The sequence below is a fragment of the Gordonia terrae genome (genome assembly GCF_001698225.1).
Lineage (GTDB): Bacteria > Actinomycetota > Actinomycetes > Mycobacteriales > Mycobacteriaceae > Gordonia > Gordonia terrae.
The window spans coordinates 727,780-743,222 of the sequence record NZ_CP016594.1; the positions used below are offsets into that span (position 1 = coordinate 727,780).

17 protein-coding genes are annotated in these 15,443 nt (G+C 68.6%); 6 read left to right on the forward strand and 11 right to left on the reverse strand.

Features of this window, described 5'->3' with window-relative positions:
• Nucleotides 1-91: 91 nt before the first annotated feature.
• The gene (locus BCM27_RS03365; protein ID WP_004022808.1) at nucleotides 92-838 is read left to right on the forward strand and encodes a siderophore-interacting protein; all 747 of its coding nucleotides are present in this window, start codon (nucleotides 92-94) and stop codon (nucleotides 836-838) included.
• A 207-nt stretch (nucleotides 839-1,045) separates the two neighbouring features.
• On the opposite strand, the gene BCM27_RS03370 is transcribed toward BCM27_RS03365, so the two are convergent.
• Genes BCM27_RS03370 through BCM27_RS03385 form a run of 4 tightly spaced genes read right to left on the reverse strand, consistent with a single transcriptional unit; the run spans nucleotide 1,046 to nucleotide 4,330 of the window.
• Nucleotides 1,046-1,834 carry an exodeoxyribonuclease III gene (locus BCM27_RS03370; protein ID WP_004022809.1) on the reverse strand — a complete coding sequence of 263 codons (789 nt, stop codon included), beginning with the start codon at nucleotides 1,832-1,834 and terminating at the stop codon, nucleotides 1,046-1,048.
• Nucleotides 1,831-2,841: an N-acetylglutamate synthase, CG3035 family gene (locus tag BCM27_RS03375; protein ID WP_033206172.1), complete on the reverse strand. Its 1,011-nt coding sequence runs from the start codon at nucleotides 2,839-2,841 to the stop codon at nucleotides 1,831-1,833. Before BCM27_RS03375 ends, BCM27_RS03370 begins: the two co-directional genes overlap by 4 nt.
• Before the next feature lie 14 nt (nucleotides 2,842-2,855).
• Nucleotides 2,856-3,458: a peptide deformylase gene (locus BCM27_RS03380; protein ID WP_004022811.1), complete on the reverse strand. Its 603-nt coding sequence runs from the start codon at nucleotides 3,456-3,458 to the stop codon at nucleotides 2,856-2,858.
• 20 nt (nucleotides 3,459-3,478) lie between these two features.
• Complete coding sequence (locus BCM27_RS03385; RefSeq protein ID WP_004022812.1) at nucleotides 3,479-4,330, reverse strand: esterase/lipase family protein; 852 nt, start codon at nucleotides 4,328-4,330, stop codon at nucleotides 3,479-3,481.
• A gap of 260 nt (nucleotides 4,331-4,590) precedes the next feature.
• On the opposite strand from BCM27_RS03385, the gene BCM27_RS03390 reads away from it, so the two are divergent.
• The 4 genes from BCM27_RS03390 to BCM27_RS03405 all read left to right on the forward strand — a co-directional run bounded on the left by BCM27_RS03390 (nucleotide 4,591) and on the right by BCM27_RS03405 (nucleotide 7,455).
• Entirely contained in the window at nucleotides 4,591-4,962 is a 372-nt protein-coding gene (locus tag BCM27_RS03390) for a DUF3263 domain-containing protein (protein WP_004022813.1), read from the forward strand.
• A 47-nt stretch (nucleotides 4,963-5,009) separates the two neighbouring features.
• Entirely contained in the window at nucleotides 5,010-5,495 is a 486-nt protein-coding gene (locus tag BCM27_RS03395) for a LytR C-terminal domain-containing protein (protein ID WP_004022814.1), read from the forward strand.
• 119 nt (nucleotides 5,496-5,614) lie between these two features.
• Nucleotides 5,615-6,295 carry a superoxide dismutase family protein gene (locus BCM27_RS03400; protein ID WP_004022815.1) on the forward strand — a complete coding sequence of 227 codons (681 nt, stop codon included), beginning with the start codon at nucleotides 5,615-5,617 and terminating at the stop codon, nucleotides 6,293-6,295.
• Between the two features lie 32 nt (nucleotides 6,296-6,327).
• Nucleotides 6,328-7,455 (forward strand): glutamate--cysteine ligase, encoded by a 1,128-nt coding sequence (locus tag BCM27_RS03405; RefSeq protein WP_004022816.1) that lies wholly within the window; start codon nucleotides 6,328-6,330, stop codon nucleotides 7,453-7,455.
• Between the two features lie 34 nt (nucleotides 7,456-7,489).
• Here the strand turns inward: BCM27_RS03405 and BCM27_RS03410 are convergent, their stop codons facing one another.
• Nucleotides 7,490-7,879: a DUF1304 domain-containing protein gene (locus tag BCM27_RS03410; protein ID WP_004022817.1), complete on the reverse strand. Its 390-nt coding sequence runs from the start codon at nucleotides 7,877-7,879 to the stop codon at nucleotides 7,490-7,492.
• Nucleotides 7,880-7,976: 97 nt separating this feature from the next.
• Between BCM27_RS03410 and BCM27_RS03415 the strand changes: the two genes are divergently transcribed.
• Entirely contained in the window at nucleotides 7,977-8,591 is a 615-nt protein-coding gene (locus BCM27_RS03415; RefSeq protein ID WP_004022818.1) for a TetR/AcrR family transcriptional regulator, read from the forward strand.
• Here the strand turns inward: BCM27_RS03415 and mnhG are convergent.
• Genes mnhG through BCM27_RS03445 form a run of 6 tightly spaced genes read right to left on the reverse strand, consistent with a single transcriptional unit; the run spans nucleotide 8,574 to nucleotide 15,399 of the window.
• Nucleotides 8,574-8,906 carry a monovalent cation/H(+) antiporter subunit G gene (mnhG, locus tag BCM27_RS03420; protein ID WP_004022819.1) on the reverse strand — a complete coding sequence of 111 codons (333 nt, stop codon included), beginning with the start codon at nucleotides 8,904-8,906 and terminating at the stop codon, nucleotides 8,574-8,576. The two genes, BCM27_RS03415 and mnhG, sit on opposite strands and share 18 nt — an antisense overlap.
• The gene (locus BCM27_RS03425; RefSeq protein WP_004022820.1) at nucleotides 8,903-9,166 is read right to left on the reverse strand and encodes a monovalent cation/H+ antiporter complex subunit F; all 264 of its coding nucleotides are present in this window, start codon (nucleotides 9,164-9,166) and stop codon (nucleotides 8,903-8,905) included. Before BCM27_RS03425 ends, mnhG begins: the two co-directional genes overlap by 4 nt.
• Nucleotides 9,163-10,026, reverse strand: coding sequence for a Na+/H+ antiporter subunit E (locus BCM27_RS03430; protein ID WP_004022821.1), 864 nt, complete (start codon nucleotides 10,024-10,026; stop codon nucleotides 9,163-9,165). The genes BCM27_RS03425 and BCM27_RS03430 overlap by 4 nt, the downstream gene beginning before the upstream one ends.
• Nucleotides 10,023-11,639, reverse strand: coding sequence for a Na+/H+ antiporter subunit D (locus BCM27_RS03435; RefSeq protein ID WP_004022822.1), 1,617 nt, complete (start codon nucleotides 11,637-11,639; stop codon nucleotides 10,023-10,025). The genes BCM27_RS03430 and BCM27_RS03435 overlap by 4 nt, the downstream gene beginning before the upstream one ends.
• Entirely contained in the window at nucleotides 11,636-12,430 is a 795-nt protein-coding gene (locus BCM27_RS03440; RefSeq protein ID WP_004022823.1) for a Na(+)/H(+) antiporter subunit C, read from the reverse strand. Before BCM27_RS03440 ends, BCM27_RS03435 begins: the two co-directional genes overlap by 4 nt.
• Nucleotides 12,427-15,399, reverse strand: a complete 2,973-nt coding sequence (locus BCM27_RS03445; protein ID WP_004022824.1) for a Na+/H+ antiporter subunit A — start codon at nucleotides 15,397-15,399, stop codon at nucleotides 12,427-12,429. Before BCM27_RS03445 ends, BCM27_RS03440 begins: the two co-directional genes overlap by 4 nt.
• Between the last annotated feature and the right edge of the window lie 44 nt (nucleotides 15,400-15,443).

The window sequence follows — 15,443 nt, forward strand, 5'->3', positions numbered from 1 at the left end:
TGGGGCGTCGTGTCATCCCGGCGGCCACGAGAATGACAGTGTCTCTCCGGCCCGTCACCGGGCCGGGGAGGCGCTGTAGAGAGGTTCAGGTATGAGCGAGGTATCGACCAAGGGTCGTGGCTGGCAGGGCGCGGTCATGAAGATCCTGGGTGGCGATGACTTCACCTTCACCGTCACCGCGAAGGAGTCGGTGACCGACCACTATCTGCGACTTCATTTCGATGGTGGCGGGCTCCTCGCCGACTCCACGGTCCACCCCACCATGTGGGTTCGACTGTGGTTCGCCGACGGCGGCAAGATGCATCAGCGCGGATACACGCTGGTCGATCCCGACCCGTCGACGGACACCTTCGACATCGAGTTCGCCATCCACGACGGCACCGCGGCGCGGTGGGCCCGGGACGCGCAGGCGGGGGACACCATCGGTGCCACCCTGATGGGCTCGAAGTTCGCGATCCCCGAGCCCGCCCCGGTGGGCTGGCTCATCGCCGGCGACACCGCTTCGCTTCCCGCGATCAACTCCTTGCTGGACACGCTCGGGAACTCCGGTGCTGGAGCGACCATCTGGTTCGAGTACCAGCACGAGAGCGACAAGTCATTGCCGCTGCGACTCCGCGATCACGACACGGTCCACTGGATCGCGCGCGGGGCGGACGGTGGCGCTCTCGTCGACGCGGTTCGGTCCGCCGCCTTCGATGCCACGGACCATTTCGGTTGGGTGGCCCTCGATTCGGTGAGCACGCGCGCAGTCGCTGGATCGTTCAAGGCCGACTTCGGGCTTCCCAAGAAGTCGGTGAAGTCCCAGGCGTATTGGATCGTCGGGAAGTCGTTCGCCTGAGTCGACCATCTCATGCTCCCTGAGGTGCGAGCGAAGCGAGCCCCATTGCTCCCTGAGGTGCGAGCGAAGCGAGCCACGAAGGGGCTCGCAACGCATCTCGCTGCGCCCTTCGTGGCTCGTCGCTATCGCTCCTCGCACCTCAGGGAGCATGGGGAGGCTCGCACCTCAGGGGGCAGCGGGAGCTCGCACCTCGGGATGGGCTGAGTTTCACTCCGCGACCTCGAAGACCACCGGGGCGTGATCGCTGGCGCCCTTCGCCTTTCGCGCGTCGCGCCCGATGTGGGCGCCCATGATGCGGGTGTCGAGGGCGGGTGAGCAGAACGCGTAGTCGATGCGCATGCCCTCGTTGCGGGGGAAGCGCAGCTGGGTGTAGTCCCAGAAGGTGAACCCGGGCGCGTACGGGAGGGCCGAGTCGACGAGGCCGGCGTCCAGAAATCCCTGTACGGCTGCCCGTTCGGGCGGGGTGACGTGTGTGCGACCGTCGAAGTACTCGCGATCCCACACGTCGTCGTCGGTCTGCGCGACGTTCCAGTCGCCCGCGAGCATCAGTTCGGCGGCCGGGTCGTGCGCCAGCCGCAGGGTGATGTGGTTGCGCAGCGCGTCGAGCCACGCGAGCTTGTAGCTGTAGTGCGGGTCATCGGGGGTCCGGCCGTTGGGCACGTACAGGCTCCAGACGCGAACGCCGTTGCAGCGCGCGGAGATCGAGCGAGCCTCCCGGATCGGCTGGCCGTCGACCGGATGCGTCGGCACGCCGTCGAAGGCGATCTCGACCTCGTCGAGCCCGACCCGCGAGGCGATCGCGACGCCGTTGTAGGCGCCCTGTCCGACATGCGCGACGTCGTACCCGGCGGCGAGGAAGCTCATCAGCGGGAACGCGTCGTCGTGGCACTTGGTCTCCTGCAAGGCCAGTACATCCACGTCGGCGCCCTCCGCCCAGGCGACGACGGACTCCGACCGGGCGCGGATCGAATTCACGTTCCAGGTGGCGATTCTCATCGGCCGCCCCCCGGCGCGACCGGCAGGTCCGGCGTGACATACCGATAGGTGTGGTGCAATCCGAATCCGAGGCGGCGGTACCAGGACCCGGCCGACCGGTTGTCGGACTCGACCTGCAGGTAGACCGCCTCGGCGCCGCGGTTCACCCCCCAGGCCGTCAGTGCCGCAACCACATCGGAGGCCAGTCCGCCTCCTCGCCGGCTCGGCTCGGTCCACAGTGCGGTCAATCCCAGCCATCGGCGCCCGTCCGGTGCCTCGGTCACCGAGCCCCGCCCGATCGCTGCCGTGTCGCCGATGGTCGCGAAGGTCAGCGGGCCGTCCCCGGCGGTCACGACATCGGCGGCCGCATCGGGCTGCCGAGACGCACGCCCGGTGGCGTACGCGCCCAGCCATCCGGCGTCCGGCGCGTTCTCGAGTCGGACAGGGCGCGAGGCGTTCTCGCCGATGCGCGCGTGCAGGGCGGCGAGGTCGGCCGTCAACATCTGCACCTCGACCCCGGGATTCCCGACCCCGGGATTCTCGGCGACGGCGGTCGGCGGGATGAGCCGGTCCGGCAGGGCGAGCAGCGCGGGGAGGTCGCGATCGGCGTACCACGCGCCGATGCGTCGCAGGGTCGATGCGTCCGGACGAGCGTGTCGCTCGAGGGGCACCGCCGAGTTCGCGCGCCTGCTGAATCCGTGCCCGGCCCGCAGGAACCAACCGTCGACCCACTCGCTGTCGACGCCGGGCCAGGCGGCGGCGGCAGCCCACTCGAGGTTCCGGATCTCGTTGTTGCGCACGGGTTTCGCCGACAGCAGGCGCACCGACGTGATGGCCGCGAACGGGATCGACAACTCTTCGTCGTCGCGTCGTATCCGCACGGGGTCGGCGTCGTCGAGCAGGACGCCGGTCACGTCGGACCGGGCCGCCGCGGGATCGCCCCGCCAGTCGGCGGGGGTGGAATCGCCCAGCCGGTACCGGACGACCACGCGGTCACCGATGACCGCACCCGACAATGAGACCTCCACGCGCGAAAGCGAGATCAGTCGTCGTCGTGGCCGAACGGGTCGGCGACCTCGCCGGGCGTCCAGGTCAACCCCGGCACGCCCCAGTTGTTCCGCTTGATCGCCTTCTTCGCGGCACGGGCGTTGCGCCCCACCAGGACGTCGACGTAGAGGAAGCCGTCGAGGTGGCCGACCTCGTGCTGGAGCATGCGGGCGAAGAACCCCTCGCCCTCGATGACGACCTCGGCGCCGGTCCGGTCGACCCCGGTGACGCGCGCCCAGTCGGCGCGGCCGGTGGGGAACTGCTCGCCCGGTACCGACAGGCAGCCCTCGTCGTTGTCGTCGGGATCCGGCATGGTCTCGGGGATCTCGGACGTCTCGAGGACCGGGTTGATGACCTCGCCGCGCCGGCGAGCCGACGACCGGTCGCCGTCGGGGCAGTCGTAGACGAACATGCGGGAGCCGACGCCCACCTGGTTGGCGGCGAGGCCCACGCCGTGGGCGGCGTCCATGGTCTCGTACATGTCGTCGAGGAGACCGACGACCTCGTCGGACGGACGGCCGTCCGCGTCGAGGGGGACCGGAGTGGTCGGCTGGTGCAGGACCGGCTCGCCCACGATGCAGATCGGGAGAATCGCCATGGCGCTCACCTTAGCGCTGCTCAGGGCGCAGGAACGACGCCGGGTACGGCGTCGCGGATGGCGTCACCGGCGGGGCCGGGAATGCCGGGGAAGAGCGTCGACTGCCAGTCGAAGCTGTCGACCGGCTCGGTCACCACGGCGCCGGCGCACGACCCGCGCAGGGAGGCCCGCACATCGGCGATGATCGCCGGGTCACGCATCTCGATGGTGTGGTCGAAGCCGGTGTTCGCGAGGGGGACCGGTGAATAGGCGCGGCACTGTGCGGTCCCGTCGAGGCGGCCGTCGGTCCATTCGCCGTCGCTCTGCACCACCGAGTAGCGAGTGGGGCCGGGGGCGTCGGGACCACGGTTGAGGGCGGTGACCGCGTCGGCGTACATGCAGGTGTCGTACCCGCCGTCGCGCGGCTGAGCGCACCCGCCGGGTGAGCCGTACTGGGCCGTGCCGATCGCCACGTACTCGTCGACGACGGCGGACCCGCCGAGGAACTTCAGGTAGTGCCGGGCGCCGAGCCCGCCTGCGCTGTGGGCGACGATGCCGATGGACGACGCCTTGCCGACGAAGGGCTCGACCGTCCGTTGGATGAGCTTCGCATCCGATGCGACGTCGCGACCCCCGGCGTGCGCGTACACCACGGTGTTCCCGTCGGCGCGGATCGCGTCGGCGAGCGGACGGAACGTCTCCTCGTTCTGTGCATCGCCCGCGTAGAGCTGCTGACCGGGCACGATGACGACGACCCGATCGGCGGGCGCCGCGCCGGCGGCCGCGGGGAGTGCGGTTGCCGCCGAAGCGATCGCGATCGCCGACGCCAGGGCGACGAGAGCGCCGCCGAGTGGTCGACGGGGCCGTGCGGTCCCGGATACAACTGTCGTCATCTCTGTGCCCCCGATCGATGGCATCCCCGGTCGGGAGATGTGTAAGGGGAGCCTAACAGTGGGCGCCGTCACCCGGATCGTGCGGAGTGCGGGCCGTGGCGAGTCACAGCGCGATCGGACCGGTCCGCCGTGGTTAGATTGTCTGCGAACCACACCGCTGTCATTCGTCGTCGTGAGGCGACGTCCGCATCCGCATCGCCCAGCGAATCGGTGCACGTCAGCGGAGGTGTGAGGTCGTTGACTGTATCTGAGGGAGTGAGATGGACAGCGCAGCTGCGCGTAGCCAGAAACAGGGCGATCAACCCACCCCCGACACGAACGCCGGAATCGGGGCGGACGGGACCGCCGCGCCGCTCGATCCGCACGAAGTCGGCGCGGACGGACTGACCCGTCGCGAACACGACATCCTCGCGTTCGAGCGGCAGTGGTGGAAGTACGCCGGTGCCAAAGAAGAAGCGATCAAAGAGCTGTTCGGGTTGTCGGCGACGCGGTACTACCAGGTGCTCAACGCGCTGGTCGACCGTCCCGAGGCGCTCGCAGCCGATCCGATGCTCGTCAAACGGCTGCGCCGTCTGCGGGCAACACGACAGAAAGCCCGCGCGGCGCGTCGTCTGGGCTTCGAGATCACCTGACACGCTGAACCCGGTCGCCGTCCCACGGTGCGTTAAGGTCGTCGGTGATGAATGCAGACCGTGAGCCCAATCGCCTTCCGCTGCGCGCGGGGGCGATGATGCTCTTCGCAGTCGCCGTCGTCTTCATCGGCCTCGGCTGGCATTCCGCGGCGACCGCGGGGAACGACTCGCCGACGACCGAGGCCGCGACGACCGTGTCATCGACGCCCACCTCGACGTCGCCGTCCACCAGTGCGGTATCGACCGGCAAGCGGCTGTGCGTGATCAATGCCGGTCAGGTCGCGGGCCTGGCCTCGGACGTGACCGAGCTGCTCCAGGCCAAGGGTTATCAGATGGCCGAACCCGGCAACTACACCGCGGGCGGGTTCAGCGAGAACACGATCTTCCACGAGGACGACACGGACAAGGCCCAGGCCGACGAGGTGGCGGAGGCGCTGGGCGGGACGGTCGCCGTCGAGGAGCGTCCGACGTCGTTCACGCGCTGCCGGGGCGGTATCCCCGTCGTCGTGGTGACCGCGGTCAGCGGCGCGTGAGCGGTCGTGAGATGACACCGCGTACGTGACGCCGATGCCGAAGCATCCCTGGCCCCGAGAACCCGCCCGACCGACAACGCTTGATCCTGAAAATCATTGTCCGCCAAACAAGGAGTGACATGTCCGGACGTTCCAAACTCGCCGCGCCCCGCGCCCTCGCCGCGCTGGTCTCCGCGGGACTGATCGGCGTGGCACTGGCCGGGTGTAGTCCCGACCAGGAGCCCACGGATGTCCCGGGCACGACGCCGCCTGTCGTCAGCGACGCGCCCCTTCCGCCCGGCGCCGAAGACGACGTGGACAGCGAGCCCAGCGGTCAGATCGCCGTCGCCGAGATCAAGGACACCTCCGGCGACGTCGTCGGCCAGGCCACCATCACCGCGGCCTCCGAGACCGCCGAGCCGGTCACCATCAACGTCCGCGTCACCGCGGGTGACCTGCCCGCCGGGTTCCACGGCATGCACATCCACGAGAACGGCACCTGCGACGCGGGCGCCGGCGGTTCGCAGGCGTTCACGTCCGCGGGCGGGCACCTGCAGGTCGACGGCAACACCAGCCACCCCTCCAGCGGCGACCTGATCTCGATCAACATCCTCGAGGATCACACCGGCCGGACGGTCACGACGACCGACGCCGTGAACCTCCAGCAGCTGATCGGCAAGTCGATCATGATCCACGAGAAGCCGGACAATTTCGGCAACATCCCGGCCGACAAGTACCCGGGCGGCGCGAACCCCGACACCCTGAAGACCGGCGACGCCGGCGCCCGTATCGCGTGCGGTGTCATCGAAGAGCAGAGCTAGGCGTCCTGGCACCGTCCGAGGCCGCCACGCACATGGCACCGATCGAGTTCGACGGGTCACCGACCCCCACCCTCGGGGTCGAATGGGAATTCGCCCTGACCGACAAGGTGACCGGCGACCTGTCGAACTCGGCCGCGGCGCTCTTCGCCGCCGTCGGTGACCACCACCCCGACTTCGCGGGCAAGATCCACAAGGAACTGCTGCGCAACACCGTCGAGCTGGTGACCGGGATCTGCCGGACCACGGGTGAGGCGATCGCCGACCTCACCGGCACGCTGGGGGTGGTACGCGGGCTGACCGAGGAACTCGGCGTCGATCTGTACGGCGCGGGTACGCATCCGTTCGCGGAGTATTCGACCCAGCTGCTCACCGAGGGGCACCGATACGCGGAGCTGATCGAACGCACCCAGTGGTGGGGTCGGCAGATGCTGATCTGGGGCGTGCACGTCCACGTCGGGATCAGCCACCGCGACAAGGTGTTACCCATCCTCGACGCGCTCCTGAACTACTATCCGCACCTGCTCGCGCTCTCGTCATCGTCGCCGATGTGGGCCGGCCAGGACACCGGATACGCGAGCAACCGCGCGATGATGTTCCAGCAACTCCCGACAGCGGGGTTGCCGTTCCAGTTCCGGACGTGGGAGCAGTTCGAGAACTTCGTCGCCGATCAGAAGACGACCGGCATCATCGACCACCTCAACGAGATCCGTTGGGACATCCGGCCTTCGCCGCATCTCGGCACCATCGAGGTGCGAGTCTGCGACGGCATGACCAACCTCGGTGAGCTGTCGGCGATCGTCGCGCTCATCCACTGCCTCGTCGTCGACCTCGACCGTCGGTTCTCGGCGGGGGATACGCTGCCGACGATGGCTCCCTGGCTCGTCCAGGAGAACAAGTGGCGGGCGGCTCGATACGGACTCGATGCCATCGTCATCCTCGACGCGGACTGCACCGAGGAACTGGTGACCGACGATCTCGCCGCGCTCCTCGAGCGTCTCGAACCCATTGCGCGCGAACTCGATTGCGTCGACGAGCTCGCCGGCGTCGAGCGCATCATGGCGCAGGGGGCCAGCTACCAGCGCCAGCGCGCGGTGCATCGTCGGACCGCGTCCCTGCGCGAGGTGGTCGCGTCGGTGGTCGGCGAACTCGACGCTCCCTGACCCGGTCGGATCGAGGTCGTCCCGGGACTCGAGGTCAGAGGGCCAGGCCGATGGCGAGTACGAGGATCGCAAGGGCCGGAACGACTCCCTGCTTGAGTGCGGCCGCGATCTTGTCGGGGCTCGACACGGCGAGCACGAGTGCGGCGGCCGCCATCGACGCCGTGCCGGTGATGACGAGCGTCGCGCCGATCGCGGTGGACCCGCCGATGACGAAGGCGATCCCGACGAACACGGCGATCGCGAGGAACAGGTTGTAGAACCCCTGGTTGAACGCGAGTTCTTGCTGCGCACTCGCCTGTTCCACCGTTCCGGTGCCGAATGTCGCGCGTGCACGCTTGCTCGTCCACGCGATGGACTCCAGATAGAAGATGACGACGTGGACGAGCGCCGCGATCGCGGCGAGCACCAGACCTGCGATGACCATTTCTGTACTCCTCGTTGTCGACGGCCGGCCGGAGCCATAGTGTTCCGACCGGTCTAAAATACCGAAGGGCGACGAGAGAGAGGCGGGTGGGCCGCGGATGGGACGGATCCAGGAGTTCGACACCACGGAGGTCGTCCGGGCCGCCCGCGGGATCTTCTGGCAGCGGGGATACGAGAGCGCGTCCCTGCCCGACCTGGAACGGGCGACCGGAATCGGGCGATCGAGTCTCTATCACGCCTTCGGGTCGAAGCGAGGTCTCTTCGATGCGGCCGTACAGAGCTACCTCGACGAGGTGGTCCGCCCCCGGTTGCGTCCGCTGACCGGCAGCACCATCACGCCGGACGCCGTCGAGGACTACCTGAACGGGCTGCGATCGTCGCTGACCGACGACACGTCCCCGGCTCGTGAGGGTTGCCTGCTCATCAACACCGCAGGCGCCCCCATCGGGCGCGACGCCGACGTGGCCCGGACCATCGCCGGGTATCGCGAGGAGTTGCGGGGTGCCGTGGGGGCCGGTGTGCGGGCGAGCGCACCCGCGCTGAGCGACGCCCGACAGGCTGCACTCGCCGACGCCGTGTCGGCGCTGGTCATCGCCGCGCTCGCACTCGTGCGGGTCGTTCCCGAGGAAGCGGCCCGGGGCCTCGACACCGCCGTCGCGCTGGTCCGTGAGGGGCGTCGGACGGCCGGTTCGCAGTCAGTCGCGGTCCGGTGACTCCATGTCCCGCTGATCGATGAGGCCATCACGCGCCCGCTGTTCCTGATACGCCAGCCGGCCGATCCGATGCGCCACGACGGGTGCGGTGATCAGGGCGAAGAGCCCGGCGAGAACGAGCATCCCGCTGTCGACGTTGTCGCCGAGCCGCAGGACCGCACCGAGCAGGATGAGCAGAAGGCCGAAGGTCTGCGGTTTGGTGGCCGCATGCATGCGGCTCAGGGTGTCCGGGAAGCGGACGAGACCGATCGCGGCGGTGACCGCCATCAGGCAGCCGGTGAGGAGCAGCGTCGCGCTGATGATGTCGATGATCATGTCTGGTCGTCCCGTACTCGGAATCGCGCGATCGCGACCGATCCGACGAAGCTGAGCAGAGCCAGGGCCACGATCGCCGGGACGACCGTCGAATCGCGGCTGAACGCGGCCCACGTCCCCAGACCGCACATGCACAGCGCGATGAGCACGTCGAGCGCCACGAGCCGGTCCAGCGTGGTCGGACCGCGCAGGATCCGGACCATCGTCAGCACCGTGGCGACGAGCAGCATGGCTGCCGCGATCGTCCACACGTAGCTCATGAGTCCCCCCGTTCCGTCTCGGCTGGTCGGTGGTCCGGCTCGGGCGCATCGGCGGAGTCCGTGGTCGAGGACGCCGTGTCGACCGAGCGGTCCACCGAGCGGACGTGGTGGAAGTCCTCGTCGATGCCGTGGAACGGACTCGGGTGCCATTCGCTGTCGCGCTCGAACGCCTTGATGAACATGCGCTCGACGTAGGCGACCTGATCGTAGAAGGCGCGGACCTTCTTCTCCGATCGGACATCGAAGACGTGAACGTAGAGCATCCGGCGGCGGTGGTCGATCTCCAGGACCATGGTGCCCGGCACCAGGTTCAGGTAGTCGACGGCCAGCGTCAGCACCATGTCGGACTTGATCGCGACGCGCACCCGGACGACCGCACCGAGCGGTGGGCGGCCCGGACGGATGGCCATCCACCCGATCTGCACACTCGACACGAAGAAGTCGACGATCAGGCGGAACACGAGCTGCAGCACCGACAGCGGATGGATGCGGCCCTCGACCGGGACCCGCGGCAACGGCAACACCGTCAGCACCAGCGTCGCCAGCACCACGCCACCGATCACATTGGCCCAGGAGAGCGTGCCCCACAACAGAACCCAGACGAAGGTCAACCACGCGATGGTCCACAACCGGACCGCGACCTCACGACCGTCGCCACCCAGCCACCTCGGCAGGCGGGTGTGCGTCCGCAGCCAGACCAGCGCGCCGACGAAGTGCCAGAAGACGAACAGCAGCGACACCCGCCACACGTTGATGACGAGGGACAGGACCGGCCCCTTGGTCGAGACCACCGGTGAGCGGCGCCTCGGCGAGTCGCCCGATCCCCGGTCGCGTTCGCTCGCGCGTTCCTCGGCGCTCATCGGGAACCACCTTCGCCCAGCACCGCGTCGACGTAGACGGCACGGTCGACGACGTCGGTCGCCGCATGGTCGGTGAAGTCGAAGATCGGTCCCGCCCACAGCGTCAGGACGAGTCCCGCCGCCACCATCGCCATCGTCGGCAGCACCATCATCACGGGCATGCGGCCGACGTCCTCGCGGTCGGAGAAGGCGGCGTCGTCGGCGCTCTCGTCGATGAGTGCGGAGGGGCCCTTGTCGGCGAGCTCGCCTTCGGGGGCGTCGGCGCGCGGCCGCCAGAAGCCCTTGGTCCAGATGCGGGCCATGACGTAGAGCGTGAGGAGGCTGGTGACCACCGAGCCGGCGACGAGAATCCAGGCCAGCACGGACCCGTCCTGGGTGCCGGCCTCGAGGAGTGCGACCTTGCCGATGAAGCCGGAGAACGGCGGGATGCCGCCGAGGTTCAGCGCGGGCACCAGGAACAGCACGGCCAGCAGTGGACTGGCGATGAGTCCGCCGAGTCGGCGGAGCGACGCCGAGCCGGCTTGCCGTTCGATCAGTCCGACGACCAGGAAGAGGGTCGTCTGCACGAGGATGTGGTGGGCGACGTAGTAGATCGCCGCCGACATCCCGAGGTCGGAGGACAGCGCGATGCCGAAGATCATGTAGCCGATGTGGCTGACGAGGGTGAAGGACAGCAGCCGTTTGATGTCGGCCTGGGCGATCGCGCCGAAGATGCCCACGAGCATCGTCAACAGTCCGGCGACCAGCATCACCGTGTCCATCGAGCCGCCGGGGAACAGCAGTGAGTGCGCGCGCACGATCGCGTAGACGCCGACCTTGGTGAGCAGACCGGCGAACACGGCGGTGACCGGTGCCGGAGCGGTGGGGTAGGAGTCGGGCAGCCAGGTCGACAGCGGGAACACCGCGGCCTTGATGCCGAACGCGACGAGCAACACCGCGAACAGCGCGTTGCGGGTCCCGTCGGGGACGTCGTCGAGGCGGACGGCCATCTCGGCGAGGTTCAGGGTGCCGGTGGTGGCGTAGGCGAACGCGATGCCCGCCAGGAAGATCAGCGACGACACCATCGAGACCATCACGTACGAGGCGCCCGCACGGACGCGCTCGGCACTGGCACCCAGGGTGAGTAGCACGTAACTCGCGGTCAGCAGGATCTCGAACGAGACGTACAGGTTGAACAGATCGCCGGCGAGGAACGCGTTGCACACGCCGGCGGTCAGGATCAGATAGGTCGGCAGGAAGATCGACGTCGGCTGCTGCGCCGTGCCGTCCCGGATACCCTGACCGATCGCGTAGACGATGACGCACAGCAGCACGATCGTCGACACGACGAGCATGAGCGCCGCGAGCTGATCGACGACCAGCGTGATGCCGAGTGGTCCATTGGGTTTGCCCTTGTCGCCCCACCCGCCGATCGCGACCGCGAAGGTGCCGTGGCGATCGGTGAGGTAGAGCATGATGCACGACGCCACGAAAGCGACCGTGATGGCGACGATCGACACGAATCGCTGGATCTTGGGACTGCGTCCGAGCAACAGCGAGATGGCGGCGGCGCCCAGCGGCACGAGGGTGGGCAGGGTGATCAGGACCGGAATCCACGACTCTTGCGGGGTCATCGGTCACCCCCGTCCTCGTCGGCATGCTTCTTCTTGTCCGGCCCGACCACGTCGCGGTCCGGCATCTCGTGCTGGTCGATGACGGCGGGGTCGGCGTCGTCCTCGCCGGACCCGTCGGGAGGTGCGGTGGCAGCCTTTTGTCCCACCTCATCCGGACCGAGTTCGCCTGGTCCGTACACATCCGGCCCCGCCTCGCGGGCGGCGCTCTGCTCGGTGGTCTCGGGGTCCGGTTCTTCCTCCGCGCCGCCGATCTCGTCGACGACGTCGGAGTCGGTCGGCATGATGTCGGTCTCGTACAGCGCGGCCTGGCGGGCGGCGGCCTGCTCCGGGGTCAGGGGATTGCCCTTGTCGTCGAAGTAGTCGCCGGTGGGCGTGTCCGAGTGGGTCAGCGGATCGTCGCTGCGGTCGCGGTCGGGCGCCGTGCCCAGTGAGCCGCTGAGGATCTTGACGTCCTCCTCGTCGTCCTCGACGTCGTCGTCGTCGCGGTTGATCACGAACAACCGGTAGACCAGTGCGAGCACGAAGGCGGCGACGCCCATCATGATGACGATCGCCGTCAGGACCATGCCCTGGGCGAGTGGATCGGCGTCGGACGCGCGGTTCTCCGACGAGCGGCCCATGATCGGCGGATTCCCCATGCCGCCGGACACGACGATGATCATCAGGTTGAGCGCGTTGCCGACGAGCAGGAGTCCGAACAGCATCCGGACCAGGCTGCGTTCCATCAGCAGGTACACCCCGCACGCCGCCATCGCGCCGACGACCAGCATCAGCGGGAGATTGGTGGTCATCGGCTCACCTGCCCGCCGGCCGCGTTCGCTGCCTCGCCGGTGGTGTCACCGGTGGCGGCGCCGCTGCTCGAGGTGCCACCGTCGGAGTCACTGATCCGCGCCGCGGTGCGGGCGATGGTGGTCTCCACGTCGAGCCGCGCGCCGAGACTGCGCAGCACGTCGAGCACGAGACCGACCACGATCAGGTAGATGCCGAGATCGAAGAACAGAGCGGTGACGAACTTGATGTCGCCGAGGACGGGCACGGTGACCTCGAAGACCGCCGACGACAGCGCGGGCGCACCGAGGAACATCGAGACGATCGCAGTCGTCGCGGAGACGGCGAGGCCGGCACCCAGGATGCGGCCGGGTTCGATCGGCAGGGCTTCCCCGAGTTCGTAGCGTCCGCCCGCGAGGTAGCGCAGCACGAGCGCGAGACCCATGGTCAGGCCACCCGCGAAACCGCCGCCCGGCGCATTGTGACCGGCGTAGAAGAAGTAGATCGACAGCACCACCATCGTCGGGAACAGCAGGCGGGTCGTGGCCTCCAGCACCATCGACCGGTGGCGCGGGTCGCGCAACCCGGAACCGAGCAGCCACGTGGTGCGGTCCGGTGGGACATGATCGTCGTCGTCCCCGTTGTCGCCGGCCTGCAACCGGGCGGCATCGGCCACGCGCGGCGCGGCCCCGAACCGGCGGTTGCGGAAGACCATCGATGCCACGCCCGTGGCGGCCGCGATGAGCACCGAGACCTCGCCGAGGGTGTCCCAGGCGCGGATGTCGACGAGCAGGACGTTGACCGCGTTGGCGCCGTGGCCGAAGTCGTAGGCGGCCTCCGGGAGATCGACGTGAAGCGGTTCGGTCGAACGTGCCGACGCCGCGAACAGGCCGATGAGCACCAGCATGGCGCCGAAGGCGAGCCCGATCAGGGCGCGCAGCGGCTTGAACCCGGTGGCGTGACGCTTCTCCGGTTCGGCGGGCAGCTTGCGCAGCACGAGCACGAAGATGACCAGGGTCAGTGTCTCCACCAGGAACTGGGTGAGTGCGAGGTCCGGTGCGCCGTACAGCGCGAAGAGCATCGCGCAGCCGTAACCGGTGATGCCGACGACGAGCGTGGCCGCCAGGCGGTTGCGGAGGAGGACGGCGGACAGCGACGCGGCGACGATGCAGCCGCCGATCACCCATTGGACCGGGGTGGCGGTGTAGTCGATGCTCAACCGATCGCGAGCACCGGCGAACAGGACGATCGTCGGCAGCAGGATCGCGGTGCACAGGATGACGCCCTGTGTGACCGGCAGCGAACCGCGCTGGGTGTTGCGGGTCAGCAGCAGCGACAAGGTGTCGGCGCCGCGCAGCGTCGCGTCGTAGATGCGGTCGGCGTTCACCAGCGGGCGGAAGCCGAAGACCCGGTCACGAACACGCCGGACGCCGAGGAACAGCGCAGCTCCGCCGACGATGACGATGATCGAGAAGACGACGGGCAGGCCGAACCCGTGCCACAGCGCGAGATGCTCGAGTTCGTGCCCGTAACCGTTGAGGGTCTCCGCATACGGTTCGAAGAGGCCGCCGAGCTGGGGACTGAACACGCCTGCCGCCACACCGGCAGCGGCGAGGGCGACCGGCGAGAAGTAGAACGGCCACGTCGGCGGGTGCATCTTGGCGACCGCCGGACTCGGGGTGTTGCGTACCTTGCGGCCGAACGCGCCCCACAGGAAGCGGAGCGTGTAGGCGCAGGTGATGATCGAGCCGACCAGCAGGACGATGTCGACGGCATGCGCCTGCCAGGAGACGAATGCACCGGTCTCCCACACCGACGCGAAGGCCGTCTCCTTGCCGACGAATCCGAGGGTGATCGGGATGCCGGCCATACTCGCCCCGGCCACGGCGGCCGTGACGGCCAGTCCCGGGAGTCGATGACCGAGGCGGGCGAGCTTGCGGACATCGCGGGTACCCGTCGAGTGGTCGATGATGCCGACGACCATGAACAGCGACGCCTTGAACAGAGCGTGTGCGACCAGCATGGCGATGCCGGCCATGGCGACGTTCGCGTCGCCGATGCCGACGAGCACCGCCATGAAACCGAGTTGCGACACGGTGCCGAACGCCAGGATGAGTTTGAGGTCGAGTTCACGCAACGAACGCCACCCGCCGAGCACCATCGTCACCAGGCCGAGTCCGACCACGGCGACCTGCCAGCTGATCGTCACCGAGAACGCGGGGGCCAACCGGGCGATGAGGTAGATGCCCGCCTTGACCATCGCCGCCGCGTGCAGGTAGGCGCTGACCGGGGTGGGCGCGGCCATCGCGCCGGGCAGCCAGAAGTGGAACGGGACGATGGCCGACTTGGTGAGGGCGCCGATGAGCAGGAGCACGACCGCGATGTCGACGTAGACGCCGGTGGGCGGGGCCGAGATGATCTCGGACAGCAGGTAGGTGCCCGACCGCTCGCCGAGCATGATGATGCCGACGAGCATCGCCAGACCGCCGAAGGTGGTGACCAGCAGGGCCTGCGTGGCGGATCGTCGAGCCGTCGCGCGCACCCCGTAGAAGCCGACGAGCATGAACGAGAGCACGGTGGTGAGCTCCCAGAACACGTAGAGCACGAGCATGTTGTCGGAGATGACTAGGCCGAACATGGCCGCGGCGAAGGCGACCATCTCGCCGCCGAACACCGCGACCCGGGGGCGGGCGTCGTCGAAGTAGTGGGCGCAGTAGCAGAGCACGAGCGCGCCGACCCCGAGGATGAGTACCGACAGGATCGCCGTCAGGGTGTCGAATCGGGTGACGATGTCCATCTGGAGCGATGGAACCCAGCTGACCGTCTCGACCCGGGCGGCGGCCGCGTCGGCCGGCGGCCAGTTGGCGATCACCCAGATCAGACCACCGAGCGGCGCGAGCGCGAGGACGTAGAAACCGCGGGTGCCCATCCAGTGGATGACTGCGGGCGCGACGAGTGCGCACACTGCCAACGCAGCCAACACAGTGATCAAAAGGGCACTCCGTCTTTCTCCCGGCGGGGTGTCACGGGCGAACA